The organism is Evtepia sp., from assembly GCF_056797215.1.
The window spans coordinates 1-18,406 of sequence record NZ_JBQILM010000036.1 but is presented as its reverse complement, the minus strand read 5'-3'; the positions used below and the strand labels follow the sequence as shown (position 1 = coordinate 18,406).

The 18,406-nt window shown below is 62.0% G+C and carries 22 protein-coding genes, 1 rRNA gene and 1 pseudogene; 12 read left to right on the top strand and 12 right to left on the bottom strand.

Going from position 1 to position 18,406, the window contains the following annotated elements; translation table 11 throughout:
• The first annotated feature begins 39 nt into the window (after positions 1 to 39).
• Positions 40 to 155, top strand: a 5S ribosomal RNA gene (gene rrf / locus ACTOZL_RS08575).
• A gap of 72 nt (positions 156 to 227) precedes the next feature.
• Positions 228 to 704, top strand: a complete 477-nt coding sequence (locus tag ACTOZL_RS08570) for a pyridoxamine 5'-phosphate oxidase family protein (RefSeq protein WP_482477891.1) — start codon at positions 228 to 230, stop codon at positions 702 to 704.
• Between the two features lie 57 nt (positions 705 to 761).
• Here ACTOZL_RS08570 and ACTOZL_RS08565 read toward each other — a convergent pair whose 3' ends face one another.
• The 5 genes from ACTOZL_RS08565 to ACTOZL_RS08545 form a co-directional block, all read right to left on the bottom strand.
• Complete coding sequence (locus ACTOZL_RS08565) at positions 762 to 1,295, bottom strand: flavodoxin domain-containing protein (RefSeq protein WP_482477890.1); 534 nt, start codon at positions 1,293 to 1,295, stop codon at positions 762 to 764.
• Positions 1,296 to 1,322: 27 nt separating this feature from the next.
• A complete protein-coding gene (locus ACTOZL_RS08560) occupies positions 1,323 to 2,231 on the bottom strand; it encodes a YitT family protein (protein ID WP_482477889.1) in 909 nt (302 codons plus the stop codon).
• A gap of 111 nt (positions 2,232 to 2,342) precedes the next feature.
• Complete coding sequence (locus ACTOZL_RS08555) at positions 2,343 to 2,978, bottom strand: CatB-related O-acetyltransferase (protein ID WP_482477888.1); 636 nt, start codon at positions 2,976 to 2,978, stop codon at positions 2,343 to 2,345.
• Between the two features lie 119 nt (positions 2,979 to 3,097).
• Positions 3,098 to 3,361, bottom strand: coding sequence for a CD3324 family protein (locus ACTOZL_RS08550; RefSeq protein WP_482477887.1), 264 nt, complete (start codon positions 3,359 to 3,361; stop codon positions 3,098 to 3,100).
• Positions 3,362 to 3,542: 181 nt separating this feature from the next.
• Positions 3,543 to 4,127, bottom strand: a complete 585-nt coding sequence (locus ACTOZL_RS08545) for a helix-turn-helix domain-containing protein (protein ID WP_482477886.1) — start codon at positions 4,125 to 4,127, stop codon at positions 3,543 to 3,545.
• A gap of 141 nt (positions 4,128 to 4,268) precedes the next feature.
• Between ACTOZL_RS08545 and ACTOZL_RS08540 the strand changes: the two are divergent.
• Both ACTOZL_RS08540 and ACTOZL_RS08535 read left to right on the top strand, forming a co-directional pair.
• A pseudogene (locus ACTOZL_RS08540) lies at positions 4,269 to 4,340 on the top strand (steroid delta-isomerase); the annotation flags it as partial.
• Between the two features lie 14 nt (positions 4,341 to 4,354).
• Positions 4,355 to 4,915, top strand: a complete 561-nt coding sequence (locus tag ACTOZL_RS08535) for a YdeI/OmpD-associated family protein (RefSeq protein WP_482477885.1) — start codon at positions 4,355 to 4,357, stop codon at positions 4,913 to 4,915.
• 52 nt (positions 4,916 to 4,967) lie between these two features.
• Here ACTOZL_RS08535 and ACTOZL_RS08530 read toward each other — a convergent pair whose 3' ends face one another.
• The 6 genes from ACTOZL_RS08530 to hemW all read right to left on the bottom strand — a co-directional run bounded on the left by ACTOZL_RS08530 (position 4,968) and on the right by hemW (position 10,739).
• Positions 4,968 to 5,327: a VOC family protein gene (locus ACTOZL_RS08530; RefSeq protein WP_482477884.1), complete on the bottom strand. Its 360-nt coding sequence runs from the start codon at positions 5,325 to 5,327 to the stop codon at positions 4,968 to 4,970.
• A 70-nt stretch (positions 5,328 to 5,397) separates the two neighbouring features.
• The gene (gene spoIIR, locus ACTOZL_RS08525) at positions 5,398 to 6,027 is read right to left on the bottom strand and encodes a stage II sporulation protein R (protein WP_482477882.1); all 630 of its coding nucleotides are present in this window, start codon (positions 6,025 to 6,027) and stop codon (positions 5,398 to 5,400) included.
• A gap of 57 nt (positions 6,028 to 6,084) precedes the next feature.
• A complete protein-coding gene (gene ispE / locus ACTOZL_RS08520; RefSeq protein WP_482477881.1) occupies positions 6,085 to 6,969 on the bottom strand; it encodes a 4-(cytidine 5'-diphospho)-2-C-methyl-D-erythritol kinase in 885 nt (294 codons plus the stop codon).
• A complete protein-coding gene (locus tag ACTOZL_RS08515; protein ID WP_482477880.1) occupies positions 6,966 to 8,240 on the bottom strand; it encodes a DUF1015 domain-containing protein in 1,275 nt (424 codons plus the stop codon). The genes ispE and ACTOZL_RS08515 overlap by 4 nt, the downstream gene beginning before the upstream one ends.
• 29 nt (positions 8,241 to 8,269) lie before the next feature.
• Complete coding sequence (gene apgM, locus ACTOZL_RS08510; protein ID WP_482477879.1) at positions 8,270 to 9,508, bottom strand: 2,3-bisphosphoglycerate-independent phosphoglycerate mutase; 1,239 nt, start codon at positions 9,506 to 9,508, stop codon at positions 8,270 to 8,272.
• A 22-nt stretch (positions 9,509 to 9,530) separates the two neighbouring features.
• The gene (hemW, locus tag ACTOZL_RS08505) at positions 9,531 to 10,739 is read right to left on the bottom strand and encodes a radical SAM family heme chaperone HemW (protein ID WP_482477878.1); all 1,209 of its coding nucleotides are present in this window, start codon (positions 10,737 to 10,739) and stop codon (positions 9,531 to 9,533) included.
• Positions 10,740 to 10,911: 172 nt separating this feature from the next.
• Here hemW and ACTOZL_RS08500 point away from each other — a divergent pair, with 172 nt between their 5' ends.
• From ACTOZL_RS08500 to ACTOZL_RS08485, 4 genes are all read left to right on the top strand, one after another.
• Complete coding sequence (locus ACTOZL_RS08500; protein WP_482477877.1) at positions 10,912 to 11,796, top strand: RluA family pseudouridine synthase; 885 nt, start codon at positions 10,912 to 10,914, stop codon at positions 11,794 to 11,796.
• A 28-nt stretch (positions 11,797 to 11,824) separates the two neighbouring features.
• A complete protein-coding gene (gene mutY / locus ACTOZL_RS08495) occupies positions 11,825 to 12,865 on the top strand; it encodes an A/G-specific adenine glycosylase (protein WP_482477876.1) in 1,041 nt (346 codons plus the stop codon).
• Entirely contained in the window at positions 12,862 to 13,755 is an 894-nt protein-coding gene (locus ACTOZL_RS08490) for a radical SAM protein (RefSeq protein WP_482477875.1), read from the top strand. Before mutY ends, ACTOZL_RS08490 begins: the two co-directional genes overlap by 4 nt.
• A gap of 131 nt (positions 13,756 to 13,886) precedes the next feature.
• Entirely contained in the window at positions 13,887 to 14,651 is a 765-nt protein-coding gene (locus ACTOZL_RS08485; RefSeq protein ID WP_482477874.1) for a peptidoglycan DD-metalloendopeptidase family protein, read from the top strand.
• 59 nt (positions 14,652 to 14,710) lie between these two features.
• On the opposite strand, the gene ACTOZL_RS08480 is transcribed toward ACTOZL_RS08485, so the two are convergent.
• A complete protein-coding gene (locus ACTOZL_RS08480) occupies positions 14,711 to 15,238 on the bottom strand; it encodes a GNAT family N-acetyltransferase (RefSeq protein ID WP_482477873.1) in 528 nt (175 codons plus the stop codon).
• Between the two features lie 133 nt (positions 15,239 to 15,371).
• Here ACTOZL_RS08480 and ACTOZL_RS08475 point away from each other — a divergent pair, with 133 nt between their 5' ends.
• From ACTOZL_RS08475 to ACTOZL_RS08460, 4 genes are all read left to right on the top strand, one after another.
• Positions 15,372 to 16,319, top strand: a complete 948-nt coding sequence (locus ACTOZL_RS08475; protein WP_482477871.1) for a carbohydrate kinase family protein — start codon at positions 15,372 to 15,374, stop codon at positions 16,317 to 16,319.
• On the top strand, positions 16,316 to 17,230 hold the full coding sequence (locus ACTOZL_RS08470) for a pseudouridine-5'-phosphate glycosidase (RefSeq protein ID WP_482477870.1): 915 nt from the start codon (positions 16,316 to 16,318) through the stop codon (positions 17,228 to 17,230). The genes ACTOZL_RS08475 and ACTOZL_RS08470 overlap by 4 nt, the downstream gene beginning before the upstream one ends.
• Before the next feature lie 39 nt (positions 17,231 to 17,269).
• On the top strand, positions 17,270 to 18,046 hold the full coding sequence (locus tag ACTOZL_RS08465) for an N-acyl homoserine lactonase family protein (RefSeq protein ID WP_482477869.1): 777 nt from the start codon (positions 17,270 to 17,272) through the stop codon (positions 18,044 to 18,046).
• Positions 18,047 to 18,092: 46 nt separating this feature from the next.
• A partial coding sequence (locus tag ACTOZL_RS08460; protein WP_482477867.1) for a pyruvate formate lyase family protein occupies positions 18,093 to 18,406 on the top strand: 314 nt, incomplete at its 3' end.

Here is an 18,406-nt window from a genome sequence, read left to right as displayed (position 1 = left end):
AAGTTCTTTTTGCTTACTTTTTCTTTCAAGAAAAAGTAAGTTGGTGTTGATTGCGGTGAGGGTCCACCCGTTCCCATCCCGAACACGGAAGTTAAGCTCACCCGCGCCGAAAATACTTGTTTGGAGACGAACCGGGAAAATAGGTAACGCCAACACAGAAAAGCAGAGTGGTCGAAAGACTGCCCTGCTTTTTTGCAATTCGGAATACTTAGACAGGAGGAACTACCATGGAAATGAGACGGAAGGAATTGGCGGTCACAGACCCGAAGGAACTGGACGAGATCATCCTAAGCTGTGACTGCCTGCGACTAGCCCTGCCTGATGGGGACTACCCCTACATTGTCCCCCTGAACTTTGGCTACTCCCGCCAGGATGGCCAAGTAAAATTCTACATCCACAGCGCTGGCGCAGGGAAAAAGATCGAGCTGATGCGGCGTGAGAAGCGGGGCAGCTTTGAGCTGGATACCCAGCACCGCCTAAAAACCGGAGAACAGGCCTGCAATTATGCCATGGCTTACCGCAGTGCCACAGGCCGCTGCCAGATCACAGAACTAACCACCGCGGAGGAGAAGGTCGCAGGCTTGCAGGTCATTATGTCCCACTACTCTAACCGGACAGATTGGAGCTTCTCGCCGGCAACCTTGGAAAAAACCTGTGTGTTCTGCCTGACGGTGTCAGAGCTCAACGGAAGAAAGCATGATTAAATGAAAAAGTGTCGCTCTCAAGAATGAGGGCGACACTTTTTTGCGTGATACCAGCGATCAATGTTCGCGAAGATAGGCCAGCAGAGGTTCGATATATTCCCGGGATTTGTGGTCATAGGAGTGGGCAATAGCTGATTCAAACATCAAATCCTCTGGGGTTTTATCCTTCTTTTTCTTCATCATGGACGCCGCAGCCTTCATCATGAGTCTGTCCGGCAGGGACATCTTTTCGTAGTTCAAACCGCTTTGCATGTAGAAGTGGGGCAGGGAGGACAACTCCTCGGCGGTAAGATTGTTGGCCCAAAACTTCTCCACAATGGCCTCCGCAGCGTTGGGGGTGGCACCGGTGACGAAGAGGATCAGCCTTTGTGTGCCACCCTGCTTCACCAGGGCCTTAGCCTTGTGAAAGCTGTCAATGCGCTCGGCATGGGCTCGGGTACCGAAGATTACCGTGTCATAGTGGGATAAGAGCTCCGCCGACGCCTCTTTGAGGGGAACCAGGGGGCAGGAGAGGGCAGCGGCAATCTGCTCCGCGTACCATTTGGTGAAGCCGGTGCTGCTTTTGTAGACGATGATGATGTTACGGTCCATGAGGGATATCCTCCTTTGACGGTGGGGTCAGCTCCCGTTGGCCTCCTTGCTGCCGTGGAGCAGGTCGGCTACGGTGGCAATGGCCACATAGGCGTTGCTGTCGATCTCCCGGACCATAGCCTTGATCTTGACGATTTGGAAGCGGTTAGCCACCACGTAAAGCATAGTGCGGGGCTTTTTGGAATAGAAGCCGTGGGCGTCGATCATGGTGATGCCGATCTTAAACTCGTCGGAGATCGCCTTGGCCACCTTGTCCGGTTTTGTGGTGATGATGGTGGCAGATTTCGAGCTATCCAGACCATCCACAATAAAATCGACGGTCTTTGAAGCGGCGGCGTAGGTGACGATGGAGTACAAGGGCAAAACCCAACTGCCTAAGATGATGCCGCAGATGATGTAGAGCAGCACGTTGTAAATCAGCATGAAGGTGCCGACAGAAATGCCCAGGCCCTTGGCGAACACCACGGCGATAACCTCTATGCCATCCATGGCCCCGCCGTAACGGATGGCCAGACCGCTGCCAATGCCGGAAATCAAGCCGCCAAAAAGGGCGCAGAGGAAGAGGTCTGTGCCAGCCAGGGGGGAGGCAATCCTCACATCTACGGGCAAAACGTCTGTGATGAGATAGGCACACAGGGCGTAAATGCACACCGCAAAAATGGCGTAGACGGAGAACACCACCCCTTGCCTCTTGAGGCCGTACAGCAGCAGGGGTACATTCAGCACCACCAGAAAGAAGGAGAGGGTCAAGTACTCCGGGGTGAGCTGGGAGAGAAGGATGGAGGTGCCGGAAATGCCGCTGTCATAGAGCTGCACCGGGGCGATGAAGATGGTGACCCCAATGGCATTGACGATGCCGGCAAATAGGAGAAGGAGAAAGTTGAGGGGTTTGAATTGGTGGATGGTGGCAAGGATACGGTTTTTTGTGCTGTGCAAAATAAAGATTCCTCCTGGTAAACGGTGACAAACAAGGTTTGCCGGGGGATGGATGTTATAGTAGAAATTATAACATAGGGAGAAATCCATTGCAAGGGCAGTGGCTGCCAGTCACTCCTCCGCCAGCAGGGCCTGGAGGTTCCCCGCCTGGATGGCTGGGAGGAGCCGGGCAAGTGTTTCCTCCGGCCAGTCCCACCACCGGAGGGCTAGGAGCTGGTCAATGCTTGCCTGGTCATAGCGTTTCCGGATGGGCCGGGCGGGGACACCACCCACAATGGTATAGGGTGGGACATCCTGGGTGACCACGGCGCGGGCCGCGATGATGGCCCCGTCCCCAATGGTAACGCCGGAGAGGATTACAGCCTCATAGCCGATCCATACGTCGTTGCCAATGATGATGTCCCCGCGATTCTCCCAGGCCTGGGTGAGCTGGTGCCAGGGTTGGCCCCACTCCTCGTAGAAGAGGGGGAAGGGATAGGTTGAGAGGGAGGAAAGGCTGTGGTTGGCGCTGGTGAAGAGGAACTTTGCCCCGCAGGCAATGGAACAAAAACGGCCAATGCGCAGCTTGTCGCCGTTGATGGGGTAGTGGTAGAGCACATTGTTCTCCTGGAAGCCTCTGGGGTCGTGGACAAAGTCGTGGTACATGGTAAAGTCCCCCACCTGGATGTTGGGATCGGTGACGACGCTTTGGAGGTAAACGGTCTGCCGGTCGTCGGAGCGAGGATAGATTCGTTGATTGTTTGCCATGGTATGGCCTCCTGTTCTGGATGGGATGAGAACAGTATACCCCTGGAACCGGCGGGGACGCAATCCACCAAACACTTCGGAGAAGAAAAGGGGACTGCCGGATGGGCAGCCCCCTGGGGTCATTTCGCATAGACGATTTTCCGGATGGCAGAGACGGAGAGGTGGTACTCCTGGGCCAAGGTGTCGAAAGAGGCACCCCGGCGGCGTTCCGCCCGGATGGCTTCGTTGCGCCGGTCCAGCGCCTGCCGGGAGCCGGAGACTTCCCCCCAAGCCCGGTGGGCTGTCCCCTTGGTGGGGACATAGAGGTAGCCTCCCTGGACATAGTGCTGCAGCTCCTGCAATAGGGCGGCGGGGAGGACGGCGGCGGCGTTGTGGTGTTTCATGGCTTCCTCCTTACGATGGGGTTTCAGGAACGCCAGAAACTGGACGCGGCCAAGGGGCTCAAAGGCGCCCAGAGTTGCTCCACGCAGGGGCCGCGCCGGTCACTGGCTGTGCGTGGAGCCAAACATCGCATTTTCGTTTTTCATTCTGACACATGGAGTGCCTCCTTAGGCCATAGGACGGTTAGATGTTCTGATAAAAAAGCCCGTGCTGGGTGCAGTACCACAGGAGCTTCCCGTGGGAAGCGGCGGGTAGGCGGACTTGCAGGTCCCATTCCGGGTAGAGCTTCCGCAAAAGCATGCTATCTCCTGTGAGCAGGGCCACGAAGGAGATGGAGTGCCCCTTTTCCATGGGGTGGCGGGTGGTGAGGAAGAGTTCTCCATCCACAGACTCCATAGAGAGCTGATGGACTTCCTCCGCTTTCTGGGGCTGAAGCGGGGTCAACTTCTTTCCGCAGCAGGAGAGTGTGGGTTCTGCCAGGGCTGTGACCAGATTGCCACAGGCGGGGCAGACGTAAAGGTTCATTTTTTTCATAGTGCCTCCTAATGGTTCGTTGCTGTCCAGTTGGCCGGAGAGGAGGCCCTCCAGCTCCACCTCCAGGACCTGGGCCAGGGCAGGCAGCAGGGAGACGTCGGGACAGCCCAGGCCTCGCTCCCACTTGGAGACGGCCTTGTCGCTGACGTTGAGCTGTAGCGCCAGCTGGCGCTGGGTGAGCTTGTGTTCCGTGCGCAGGCGGCGGATGAGTGTGCCGATCAAGTTGGTATCCATGGGGACTTCCCCTCCATTCGCGCCTATTATAGCGCGGATGGAGGGGAATTGCAATCGACGGTTGGTAGAGTGGGCGCATCAGCCGGAAAACTTGCGGTTCCCATGGGCCTGGATTTATGGTAGAATCAAAAGAAAAAGGGGAAGATCGTATTCCAGCGTGGGTATTGGGATAAGCTCTCTTTCTTGAAGCAGCACGATCTCCCGATAGAATAAAGGAGGGGTGCGGGATGAACGATAGCCTGGAATTTGAAAACAGGGAGGCGTTTCGGCAATGGCTTACGGCCCATTGCCAGTCCAAGGAGGGCATCTGGCTTCTCTTTGGCAAGGCCGGTGGGCCCAAAACCATCAAGGCCGGGGAGGCCCTGGAAGAGGCTCTCTGCTTTGGCTGGATCGACGGGCAGATGCAGCGCATGGATGAGAAATGCTACAAAAAGTATTTTGCCCCCCGTCGGGAGAAGAGCAAATGGTCCGAGAAGAACAAGGCCCTGGCCCAAAGCCTGGAGGAACGGGGGCTGATGACCGACTTCGGCCGGGAGAAGATCCGGGAGGCCAAGGAGAACGGCCAGTGGGACGCGGCGAAGTCCCCGGCGGTGACGCCGGAGCAGATCGACAGCGTGGCAGTTCTGCTGGAGGGCCATGAGCCCGCCTATACCAACTTTCAAGCCATGCCCCCTTCCGTGAAGAAGACCTATACGCGGGCGTACTATGACGCCAAAACCGAGGCGGGTCGGGAAAAGCGTCTGGCCTGGATGGTGGACCGGCTCAACCAAAATTTGAAACCGATGTAACAGAAACTAGAGGGGCCTCCGATTGGGGAGGCCCCTCTTCATTAGGATGTGCTCAAACGTATTCCACCAACTGCACCATGTACCCATCTGGGTCATGAAGGAAATAGAACTTCATGGTGGGGTTGGGGGACACCGGCGGCGGTACTGCCACCCCCTGGTCTGCCAGCTTCTGCAACAGGGCGGCCATGTCCGCCGGGGCGAAGCCCAGGGACAGACCCTGACCGGGGGCTTCCAGTTTGGGGCCGGCCTTGCGGATCAGCTCTAGCTTGGTGCCCTCCCCATCTCCCAGCATGGCGATCTCGTTGGGGCCGGCAGGGAAGCGCTCCGCCACAGGCAGGCCCAGCAGGTCATGGTAAAAGGCGAGGCTGCGGTCCAGGTCGCTGACCTGGATGGTGGTCCAGACAAATTTCATGGGGAAACCCTCCTTGTAATTCTGTGTCATTTCAGTATACCACAGGGCTTGGCAGGGGCGCAAGGAGGAATTAGGGGCCGAAGAGCTGCCGCTTGCAGCTGTCCAACCACTCAATGGCCTTGAATTTGAACACATAGGGCTGGGAGGACTCGGTCACCAGGGCGTAGTCCTGGCCGGAAAAACCGGCGGTTTTTAGGGCGGTCTCGCTCACCGCCCCCAGGCACAGGGAGGGATAGACCACGCACCACCAGTTGTGCCCTTCCCCCTCGCCAATGACCACCCGCAAGGCCTGGTAGTTCCCGGCGGGGAGGGCGATGTCCTCATACTGCCGGGTGGGGAACCAGGTATCTTCTAGGGAGACCTGGACGGCATAGCCGTAGCCTTGGTTCTGAATCTCCTGGGCGGCAGCCTGAGCCAAGGTGTCCAGATTGTCTTGGAGCACGGCGGCGGCGGCCTGGACGCCCTCCTGGCCGGTGAGCAGGGTGCCCGCCTGGGCCAGGACCTTGTCCCGGACTTGGAGCTTTAGGTCTTGGTCCGCCTGGCTGTCGGAGTTGGCCAGGACGTGGAGGCGGATGACCTTTTCCGCCAGTTGGGCCTGGGCCGTCTCCGCCCAGAGGGCTGTACAGATCAGAACGCCGCAGACCAAGGGAAGGAGGCGGCGCCAGGGGAAGGAGCAGACTGCACTATGTATCCGTTTCATAAAAAACACCGTCCATCTTTTGGGATTTACCCATAGTATGGACGGTGGATTTTGCTTTTATACAGAAATTTCCTCCGGGGAGACAAGGGGCCGGGTGAGGAAGGTTTCCGGGTAGCTCTCCTTTAAGAGGGCTACTGCCTCCTGGGCGGCGGACTCCTGGTCAAAGAGGCCGAACACGGTGGGCCCGCTGCCGCTCATGGCACAGCCCAAGGCCCCGGCCTGGACCAGGGTGTTTTTGAGCCCCTCAATTTCCCGGCGCTGCCGGGGGGGGAGGGTGTGCTCAAAGACGTTGAACAGGCGCCGGGCCACTGCCACCAGGTCCCCCTGTTCCAGACCTTGGATCAGCCCCTGGGTGTCCGGCCGCAGCTTTGGCCGGGCTTTGTCCCAGGCCCGGTAGAGGGCGGGGGTGGAGAGGGAGAAGAGGGGCTTGCACAGGACAATCCAGCAGGGGGGCAGGGAGGGCAGGGGTGTCAACCGTTCCCCCCGGCCCTGGGCCAGGGCGGTGGTGCCCAGGACGCAGTAGGGCACGTCGGAGCCCACCGCCTCACCGATCCGGGCCAGTTCCTGGGGGGAGAGGCCCGCTCCGGTAAGCTGGTTCAGCCCCCGGAGCACGGCGGCGGCGTCGCTGCTCCCCCCGGCGGTGCCGGCACACACGGGGATGCGCTTTTGCAGGGAGATCAACAGATCCCGCCACGTCCCCCCGGTGGCCTGGCGGAAGGCCAAGGCGGCGGCTACCGCCAGGTTGCTCTTGTCGTTGGGGAGGAAGCGCAGCCCCGACTCCGCCCGGATGCCCCCGGGGGAGCCGAAGTCCAGGCGGATGCGGTCGCACAGGGACACCGACTGCATCACCATGCACAGCTCGTGGAAGCCATCCTCCCGGCGCTTGAGAATGTCCAGGGTCAGGTTGATTTTGGCGGGGGCCTGTAGGGTCAGGGAGGTCATTTGATCTTCCGGGCCTCCAAGTAAAAGCGCTTGTCCTGGGCCTCGCCCATGGAGAAGGTCTTGCGGGGGAGGGCCCCGTCAAAGATCACCGTGGGGAAGAGCTGGGACTTGGCCATGGCGGGGAGCAGGAAGCCAAGGGCCCCCGGCTGCTGGGCCAGCTGCCGGGTGACGTCCTCCCCGTGGATATAGTCGATCTTGCCCCCGTGTTCTTCCAGGTACTGGTCCAGGAAGTGCTGCAAGGTGCCGACCTCCAACTGGGCGCTGGGGTTGGGCACCGTGACAATGCCCTCCTCCCCGGCCAGGACGTAGGGGAGCTGGTGGCCTTCACCGGCGCCGTAGTGGGCACCGGGATAGGCGGCGATGAGGGCGTCCAGGAGTGCCTTGGGCTCCACATCGAAGAGGACACGATGGATGGCCTCGAACTCCAAGGAGGCGTCGTGGAGGTTCACCAGCTCCACCAGGGCATAGCGGGCGGGGTGGTTCTCCTGCTCCTGGGGGGAGAGGGTGGCCTTGATCTCCTCCCAGCAGGCCTTGGCGGTGGCCAGGGAGTGGTTTCCGTCTCCCATGGCGAAGGTGAGCACCGGCTTGCCGGGGGCATTGTAGAAGGTTTCAAAGCGCTGGGGATCTGCCAGGGCGGTGAGGGCGTTCTCCACAGCCTGGTTCTGCTCCGGGCTCAGACGGTAGCCCCAGATCCGCCCGCCGTCCTCCATAAGGGAGGCCATATAGGTGGGGGACTTGGTGCTCCGGGGGGGCTGCTGGCACAGGGGCTCAATGACGGTCTTGTCCGGGTCGTCGATGAGCACCATGATGTGGGGCAGCTCCACTGCCGCCCCCCGGCGGACCTTCATTCGGGGGGGGATGCGGGAGAGCACGGTGCCCTCGGTGGCCCGGATGGGGGTGCCGGAGCCTTTGGCGTAGTCATACTGTTCCAGATCCAGCTTGCCCACCAGGCCGAAACGGGTCTTGCCGTTGCTGAGCTTGCGCTCCACCAGGACCAGGGAGTCGTCCATGGAGCGCAGGCGGTCGTTGGCCAGATAGTCGTCCATGGTCTTGTGGATTTTCTCGATCTCTTGGTCTACCCCGTCGCTTTCCAGCTTGCTTTCCGGGAGGATGAGGCGCAGGGTGGAGGGGGCGTCGCCCACGTACTGGTCCACCCGCTCCCAGTATTCCGGCTGGGAGGTGTATTGGTCGCAGGCTACCACGGCCCACTTGGTGAGGCCGCAGTCGTAAGGCAGCAGGATGTCTGCGGGGGAAAAGGCGATCTTTGACATGATGGATTCCTCCGTTTATCTGTAGTTTATCATGGGTGCTGTTCAAAAAGCAGGGGCATGAGCACGGGGGCACCGGCGGCGTAGGCGGGGCCTTTTTCACCGCTCTCCTCGCTGTAGGGCAGGCCCCGTCCGCTGTCCTTCCTGCTGTCATAGAGCAGGTAGGGTACCGGGTCCGCGTCGTGGCCCCGGGTGGCGGTGAGGGTCTTGTGGTCGGAGAGGATCAGCAGGCGGAAGTCCTCCCCCGCCTCTGCCAGGGCCTGGGTGATGGGGCCCACCACCCGGCTGTCCAACCAGGCAATGGCTTGGAGCTTGCCAGGGAGGTCGCCGTTGTGGGTACACTCGTCGGGGGCCTCCACGTGGACGGCCACGAAGTCCTTAGTCTTGAGCGCTTCCAGGGCGGCGGCTACCTTGCCCTCGTAGTTGGTTTCCAGTTCCCCGGTGGCCCCCGCTACCTCTCGGATGTCCAGGCCGGAGAGGCGGGCGATGCCGAAGCACAGGGGAACGGCGGAGATGACGGTGCCGGTTTTGTGGTACTTGTCCCAGAAGGAGTCCAGGGCCACGGCGCTGCCCTCAGCCCAGAACCAGACGCCGTTGGCGGGGAGCTTTCCCTCCCCGCGGCGCTTCTCGTTGATGGGGTGATGGTCCAGGACCTGGTGGGCTTTTTCCATCAAGTCCTTCAACACGGCGGCGTTGTCGCAGCCGGAGGGGAGCAGGGGGCCAATCACCTCGCCCAGGTGGTCGTGGGGTGGGATGAGCTGGATGCCGGTGATGGAAGCCCCGCTCTGGACGGCGATGTGCCGGAAGGAGGCGGCGGGGTGGACCACCATACCCGCCTTCTGGGCGGCGGCCTGGAAGCCGGGGTCCTGGAAGAGGTCGGTGATGAGCTGAATGGACTGCTCCCCCTCAATGGAGCCCCCGGAGTGGGACAAAATCTTCTTCGAGGCAAAGGGGGCGTCCCTGTCCTCCAAGGCAACCATGTTGCAGCGGTAGGACACGTCGCCGGGCTTTAACTGAATGCCTGTGGCGGCGGCTTCCAGGGGGGAGCGGCCGGTGTAGCACAGTTTGGGGTCCGCGCCGAAGATGGAGAGGATGGCGGTGTCGCTGCCAGCGGGGAGGCCGTCGGGGCAGTTGATGACGCTGCCCACCTCGCCTTTGGCCGCCAGGGCGTCCATGATGGGAATGCTGGCGTGTTGCAGGGGGGTCTTGCCCCCCAACTGCTCCACAGGGTTGTCTGCCATGCCGTCGCCGATGATCAGGATATATTTCATGGTTTGGGAAGTGCTCCTTTCGTTATTCCAAACTGTTTTGGCCGCCCCGCTTTTGCAGGGCACGCCAGAAGGTTTGTTCTGCTAAAGTGGGGGACTGGGCCTCCAACAGCTCCACAATCAAGCTGTTGGAGAGGAGGAAGCCCTGGGGGGTGAAGTGCCAGCGCTTGCCGGTGAGCTCCGCCCAGTGGTGGGTCTCGAAAAATTCCAGCTGCCGGCCAATGGGCTCGAAGTTCAGCCCGAAGTTGCGTCGGTACTCCCACTCCTCGATCCCCCGGAGGGTACGCATACGCAGCAGCAGGTATTCCCTGGCACGCTCTGTGGGGTCCACCACCTGGTCTTCCTCCAATTTGGCCTCCCCGCCCCGGAGGGTGCGCAGGTAGAGGTCCAGGTCCCGGACATAGGAGAAGCGGCGGCCATTGAAATAGGAGTGGGCCCCAGGGCCGAAGCCCAGGTATTCCCGGCCCATCCAATATTTCAGGTTGTGCCGGGATTCCCGCCCGGTTTTGGCGAAGTTGGAGATCTCATACTGCCGGTAGCCTGCCCGTTGGAGCAGCTCCACGGCTTTGAGGTAGAACTCCGCCTGGGCGTCCTCGTCGGGGAGGGGTTCCCCCTCTGCCACCCGCCGGGCCAGGGGGGTGCCTGCCTCCACCTTCAGGCCGTAGCAGGAGATGTGCTCCGGGGCCAGGGCCAGGGCGGAGCGGAGGGTGGCCTGCCAGGACTCCATGGTCTGCCCCGGCAGGCCATAGATCAGGTCCAGGCTGATGTTGTTCAGCTTGGCCTGCCGGAGGGCTTCCACCGCCAGTTGGACCTGCTGGGGGGTATGGATACGGTGGACGCAGCGCAGCTGGGCCCCGTCGGCGGACTGCATCCCCAGGGAGACCCGGTTCACCCCAGCCCGGCGCAGAAGGGCCATGGAGCGGGCATCCACGCTGTCGGGGTTGCACTCCACGGTGATCTCCGCCTGGCGGCTGACGCTGAAATGGCGTTGGAGGAAGCCCAACAGCTCCCGCAGGCGCTTGGCCCCGTAGTAAGAGGGGGTGCCGCCGCCGAAGTAGATGGTGTCGATCCCCCGCCCTTTCAGCCGGGGGGCCCACTGCTTCAACTGGGCTAAGAGGGCCTTTTGGTACTGGTCCATCTGTTCCTCCCGGCCAGCCAGGGAGTAGAAGTCACAGTAGTCGCACTTGCTCTTACAAAAGGGGATATGGATGTAAATGCCAAGGACACCGGCCATGCTGCTCACTCCTCACATAGTGCCGCGGCGGGGAGACTGCGTTTGTTCAACTTCCTATTATACGATGCTTTGTCGGGAATGGCAAGAAAAAATGAAAGCAGAGGCCAGCCTTGTCACCGGCGGCGGGCCTGTGGTATACTGTGTGAAAACCCAGGAAGGAGGGGAGGGGGCCATGCGCAGGCTGACACTGACCATCACACCCCAGCAGGCGGGGCGGAAGGTGGAGACCTTGCTCCGCCGGGAATTGTACCTCTCCGCCGCCGACGTCCGCCGGGCCAAGGGGCTGCCCGATGGCATCCTCTTGGACGGCGCCCCGGTGTTCACCACCGCCCTGGCGGCGGCGGGGCAAGCCCTCTCTGTGGCGGTGGGGGACGCCCAGGGCAGCGAGGCCATCCCGCCGGTCCCCGGCCCCCTGGATATCCGCTATGAGGACGAGGACTTGGTGATCCTGGACAAGGCTGGGGGCGTACCCGTCCACCCCAGCCAGGGGCACCACGGGGACACGTTGGCAAACTTCCTCCTGGCGCACTACCGCCGCCAGGGCTTGGCGGCGGGGTTCCATCCAGTGAACCGCCTGGACCGGGGGACATCAGGGCTCATGGCGGTGGCCAAGCATGCCTATGCCCACCAGCGCCTTCAAGCCCAGCTTTCCGCGGGGGTGCTGGGGCGGCGCTATCTGGCGGTGTGCCAGGGAAGGCCCCCCCAGGCACGGGGGACCATCGACCAGCCCATCCGCCGCCGGCCGGGGTCGGTGCTGGAACGGGAGGTCCACCCGGAGGGGGCTTGGGCCCGGACCCATTACCAGCTGCTCCGGCAGGGCCAGGGACGCAGCCTGCTGGCTCTGGCATTGGAGAGCGGGCGGACCCATCAGATCCGGGTCCATTTGGCCTTTTTGGGCTGCCCCCTGGTGGGGGATTTCCTCTATGGGGAGGAAGTGCCGGAGTTGCCAGACCGCTTTGCGCTGCACTCGGCGGAAATCCGGCTGGAACAGCCGGTGACCGGGGTGGGCATCCAGTTCCAAAGCCCCCTGCCACCAGAACTGGACGCATTATTATAATAATTGTTATAAAGGATAGGAGAGAAGCTTGAATACATTATCCATGCTGCCCATCCCCCTGCTGGCCTGGTATCAGGACAACGCCCGGGATCTGCCCTGGCGGCGGGAGGTTACGGCCTACCGGGTGTGGGTGTCGGAGATCATGCTCCAACAGACCCGGGTGGCGGCGGTGCTGGGCTATTTTGCCCGCTTTATGGAGGCCTTCCCCACTGTGGCAGACCTGGCCGCCGCCCCGGAGGAACAGCTCATGAAGCTCTGGCAGGGCCTGGGCTACTATAGCCGGGCCAGGAATTTGCAAAAAGCGGCCAAGCAGATTATGACGGAGTTTGATGGGGTGTTCCCCACGGAATATAAGGACCTCCGCCGCCTGGCGGGGGTGGGGGAGTACACCGCCGCGGCCATTGCCTCCATTGCCTACGGCCAGCCCCTGCCGGCGGTGGACGGGAACCTGCTGCGGGTTACCGCCCGTGTCTTAGGGGACGGGACGGATATTACCAGCGGAAAGGGGAAAAAACACTTTACAGAGCTGCTGCAAGCGGTGATGCCCTTAGAACAGCCGGGGCGCTTCAACCAAGCCATGATGGACCTGGGGGCCACGGTCTGCCTGCCCAACGGGGCGCCCCTGTGTGAGCGCTGCCCTGCCCGGGACTTTTGCGTGGCCCGGGCCCAGGACCGTACCGGCTCCCTGCCGGTGCGTCCGGAGAAGAAGCCCCGGCGCATTGAGGCGCGAACCGTCTACTTTTTCACCAACCGGGGCCGCGTTGCCCTGCGCCAGCGGCCGGGAAAGGGCCTGTTGGCGGGGCTGTGGGAGTACCCCAACACCTTGGAGGCGGAGGGGGACCCCCTGCCTGTCTGGGGCTTTTCCGGTATAGAACCCCAGTTTGCCGGGACAGGGAAGCACATTTTCACCCATGTGGAGTGGCACATGACGGCCTTGCGCTGTGAACTGCCAGAGGATGCCCTCCCGGTAGGCTGGGTGTGGGCGGACCGGGAGGCCCGGCAGAGCCGCTACGCCATTCCCAGCGCCTTTGCCCCCTTCCAAGACCTTGTGGAGGGGGTGGGCTTGTGAGGCCGCTGCCCTTTGACCCCGCCCACTGTACCCTCTGCCCCCGGCAGTGCGGGGGAGACCGGAACCGGCGGGGTGGCCGCTGCCGGATGCCAGTGGAGGCAGTGTTGGCCCGAGCGGCCCTCCACCCCTGGGAGGAACCGCCCCTGTCGGGGACCCAGGGGGCGGGGACGGTGTTTTTCTCCGGCTGTGCCCTGGGCTGTGTGTTCTGCCAAAACCAGGCCATCAGCCAAGAGGACTTTGGAAAAGAAGTGACGGTGCCCCGGCTGCGGGAGATCTTTTGGGAATTGATCCAGGCCGGGGCCCACAACATCGACCTAGTAAACCCCAGCCACTATGCCCATGTGGTGGCTGAGGCGTTGGAAACGCCCTTGCCCGTCCCGGTGGTGTGGAACAGCGGGGGCTATGACCGGGTGGAGACCTTGCAGGCCCTAGAGGGCAAAATCGCAATTTACCTGCCGGACTATAAATACCCCGACGCCCAGGGGGCGGCGCGCTATGCCGGGGCGGCGGACTACCCCCAAGTGGCCCAGGCTGCCATCCGGGAGATGGCCCGTCAGACAGGGCCCTACCAGCTGGACGAAACCGGGCTTCTCAGCCGGGGGGTGATCCTGCGGCATCTGCTCCTCCCTGGCCGCCTGTCCCAGGCCAAGGCGGTGATGGACTGGGTGGCGGAGGCATTCCCGCCCAAAACCATCCTCTTCTCCCTGATGAGCCAATATACCCCCTGGGGACGGGCCGGGGAATTCCCGCCCCTGGACCGTCCTCTGCGGCGCAGTGAGTGCCGGGCGGCCCAGGCGTATATGGAAAACCTGGGGTTGGAGGGCTTTGTCCAGGAGGAGGGCGCCGCCCAGGCGGGGTATATCCCCGCATTTGATTTAACCGGCGTTTAGCAGCGGAAAAAGGGCGAGAAAATTTCACATTGTGTGCATAAGAAACCATCCCGCGGTCAAGAATAGGCTTTGGAGACAAGCTTCCACCCAGGGAGCTTCAAAACCAGACTATCAGCGTATGGAGGTTTCCTATGAAACAAAAACCAAACCGGCACAAGCTGGGCGACTTTATGGAGGGGAAGGGCTTCTACATAGTCCTGTTCCTCTGCGTCGCCGCAATTGGAATTTCGGGCTATTATCTTTTCAGCGGACTGTTTCAGCAGTCCGGGGGCTTCGGCCAGGAGGTCATTTCCTCCGTCAGCGGCCAGGCGGATTTGGAGGACAAGGCGTCCACCCAGACACCCCCTGACCCCGCACCGGCGGAAAAGGACCAAGACACCGCACAGGTGAAGCCGGACCCCAAACCGGCGGAGAAGGACACCACTCCCGCCGCGACCCCCCAGAAACCCCAGGGGACCCCGGCGGAGGAGCCGGAGGCCAAGCCCTCGTCCTTCGTCTGGCCGGTGGACGGCAACGTGGAGCGGGACTTCAGCCTGGAGGTGTTCGCCTATGACGCCACCATGGGGGATTGGCGGACCCACAGCGGCCTGGACATCGGCGCTGAGCTGGGGGCACCTGTGAACGCCTGCGCCGGGGGCCAGGTGACGGAAGTGACCACCGACGACATGATGGGCGTCACCGTGCGGGTAGACCACGGCCGGGGGATGGAGAGCGTCTATTCCAACCTGGCGGAGTCGGTGAACGTCAAGGCCGGGGACCAGGTGGAGGCCGGGGACCTCTTGGGGACCGTGGGCACCTCTGCCATCTCCGAGAGCGCAAGCCCCAGCCACCTGCACTTTGAGCTGGTGGAGTACGGCGTGTCCATTGACCCGCTGCACTATTTGGAGCAGGAGTAAACCATAGGGAAGAGGCCGTTGCAGGATCATGCTGCAACGGCCTCTTTTTTGTTATGTTATTAGAATGATTCCTCCGCTAGGCTACATTCCAAATAGACCAGCTTTTCCTGGATCAGGCCGTGGTGGAGGCAGTCGGCGTAGCCGGCGATGCGGAAGCCCTGCTTTTGATACAGGGCTTTGGCGGGTTCATTGTAGGCGTAGGTGTCAATGCGCATCACCTGGCAGCCCTGGGCCCGGGCTTCCTCCTTGGCGAAGGCGACCATCTTCCGCCCATATCCCCGCCCAGCCAAGGCTGGGGGGATGCAGAGGGTGTGGATCACCAGCACGTCTTTGTCCTCCGCAGGGTACTGCCAGGGGATGGTGGCATACTCCGCCGCCTGCTCCTGATTTAGGAGCATACTGGCGGCGATGTGGCCTTCCTCCTCCAAGACGTACATTTTATCCACATGTTCGGCGGCGAAGGCCTCTGTGGGGTATACCCCCAACTGCCAGTTGGAGTGGCCCCCATGGGCCTGTTCGTGGGTAAGGAGCTGGGTATAGGTCTCGCCGATGGCGGGGACATCGGCGGGGGTGGCTTTGCGGATCATTGCGGTTCCTCCTGGATGTGTATTTTTTGTAAATTGTACCATGGATGCAGGGGAGACGCAATCTATTTTGTGTTGACAGCGCCAGCACGTATGATAAAATATAGCTTGTAAACAAAAGCGGGAGGGGAAGCCCATGGGTGGTAGCACAGCGGGGACAATCGTAGTGGCCGGGGGCGCAAACATAGACATCGGTGGGCAGTCCCAGGGGCCCTTGGCCTATCGGGACTCCAATCCCGGCACCGTGACGGTGAGCCTGGGGGGCGTGGGGCGGAACATCGCCCACAATTTGCGCCTGCTGGGTGCCCCCGTCTGCCTGCTCACCGCCCTGGGGGAGGACGCCTACGCCCAGGAGCTGAGGCGCTCCTGCCAGGCCTTGGGCATCGACCTCACCGCCGCCCTGGGGGTGCCAGGGGGCCGGACCTCCACCTATGTGTTCCTCAATGACCACAGGGGGGATATGGCCCTGGCGGTGTCGGACATGGCCCTCTATGACCAGCTCACCCCGGACTATTTTGCCCAGCGGCTGGACTTGCTGAATGCAGCGGCTTTGGTGGTGGTGGACACCAACCTGCCCAAGGCCTCCCTGGATTACCTGGCCCAGCACTGCACCGCTCCCCTCTTTGCCGACCCGGTTTCCACCCAAAAGGCGGCGAAGCTCCTGGGGAACCTGGGGCGGCTGCACACCATCAAGCCCAACCGGCTGGAAGCGGAGCTGCTCTCCGGGGTGGCCATTGAGGCGGATGGGAAGGGCTTGGAGCGGGCGGCACAGACCCTGCTGGACACCGGCCTGCAACGGGTGTTCATCACCCTGGGGCCAGAGGGGACCTATGCCGCCCAAGGTGACCAGCGCTGCTTCCTGCCTGCCTTGCCTGCCCAGGTCCGCAACGCCACCGGGGGCGGGGACGCATTCATGGCAGGGCTTGCCTGGGCCTATCTGCGGGGGGCATCCCTGCAGGAGAGTGCCCAGCTGGCCGCGGCGGCCTCCACCATCGCGGTGGAGGGGGTGGCCACCATCAACCCCGCCCTGTCGCCCCAGGCGGTGGAGGCGCGGAGATTCCCACAACAGGAGGAAAAAGGATGAACCAGTATCTTGATATCAACCCCGAAGTGGCTGAGGCTTTGGCCCAAGGGAAGGCGGTGGTGGCCTTAGAGTCCACCATCATCTCCCACGGGATGCCCTACCCCCAGAACGTAGAGACTGCCTTGGCCGTGGAGCAGATCATCCGGGAGCAGGGCGCGGTCCCTGCCACCATCGCCATCTTGAATGGCCGGCTGAAAGCGGGGCTTACCAAAGAGGAAATTGAATATTTGGGCAAGCAGGGGCAGGCGGTGACCAAGGCCTCCCGCCGGGACCTGGCCGCCCTGGTGGCCCGGGGGGCGGACGGCGCCACCACCGTTACCACCACCATGATGATTGCCCACATGGCAGGCATCGAGATATTCGCCACCGGGGGCATCGGCGGCGTCCACCGGGGGGCGGAGACCACCATGGATATCTCCGCAGACCTGGAAGAGCTGGCACAGACCGGGGTGATGGTGGTCTGCGCCGGGGCCAAGGCCATTCTGGACTTGGAGCTGACCTTGGAGTATTTGGAGACCCACGGGGTCCCCGTGCTGGGCTATGGCACCCAAGAGCTCCCCGCCTTCTACACCCGTACTTCCGGCCTGAAGGTGGACTACCAGATGGACAGCCCGGAAGAACTGGCCAGCTTCTGGAAGGTCCAGCGGGAGCTGGGGCTCAAGAGCGGCGTGCTGGTGGCCAACCCCATCCCGGAGGAGTATTCCATGGACGCCGGGGCCATCAACGCCGTCATCGACCTGGCTGTGGCAGAGGCGGCGGAAAAAGGCATCCACGGCAAGGAGACCACCCCCTTCCTCCTGGCGAAGGTGAAGGAGATCACCGGGGGCCAGAGCCTGGACGCCAACATCCAACTGGTGTTCAACAACGCCAAAGTGGCCGCCCAGACGGCGGTGGCCTATTGTAAGCTGTAACGGGCAACCCATTTGATACATATAAGGAGCGTGAGACCCATGGACATGAAAGTCAGCTTCCTCTACCTGGGGCGGATGGAGTTCCCCCTCTTCCGCCTGGTGGAGACCCCCGACGAGACGAAAATGGTCCGTTCCCCGGCGGTGGCTATCCTCATTCAGCATCCCACCCTGGGGAACATCCTCTACGACACCGGCAACAGCCCGGCCTTTGCCACGGAGTATACCGACGCTATGCTCCACGACTACCCGGTGGCGGAGCTGGTCACCATCACCCAGGCCCTGGCCCAGAAAGGGCTCAGCCCCAGCGACATCGACCAGATCATCCTCTCCCACCTGCACTTTGACCACGCCGGGGGCCTGAAGCAGTTTGAGGGGACGAAGGCCATCAAAAATGTGCTGGTGTCGGAGGCGGATTTGAAACAGGCCTATTTCAGCGTCATGACCGGCAACGGCGGGGCCTACATCCGCTCCCTCTTCGACGTGGAGGGCATCCAGTTCAAAACCATCAACCAGGACACCAAGCTGGCCGACGGCGTGGAGCTCTTCATCCAGGAGGCCCACACCCCCGGGGTCATTGGCCTCATCCTGAAAACCAAGCACAACGGGACCCTCATCACCACCAGCGACACCGTCTACACCCGGGAGAGCTATGAGAAGGAGCTGCCCCCCGGCGGCACCATCAACAAGACCCCGGAGGAGTTCTACACCAACCTCAAGCGCATCAAGGAGATGGAGAAGGCCTACAACGCCACCCTCATCTTCGGCCACGATTACGACCAGTTCCAGGCCTGGGCGGCCAAGGATTGGATCGACTAAGTCCATTCAGGCAGAGCCCACAGGATTTTGAAAGGAGCGTTTCACTATGGCAACACCCACCGCAGGCGCAGCCTTAGGCAATGAACTGCGCGCCGGCACCGTCGCCAAGGTCGGCAGCACCAAGCGCATCCAGGAGCTCAACGGGATGCTCCACAGCAACCGCCCCAATGTAGATATCACCCGGGCCCGGGCCTATACCAAGGTCTATCGGGAGACCGAGGGGATGCCAAACCTCATGCGCCGCTACAAGGCCTCCGCGGAGGTCTACCGTACCCTCAGCGACAACGTGTATGATTACGAACAGCTGGTGGGTTGGCCCACCAAGCGCATCCGGGGGGCCAACTTCGCCATCGAGCTCCA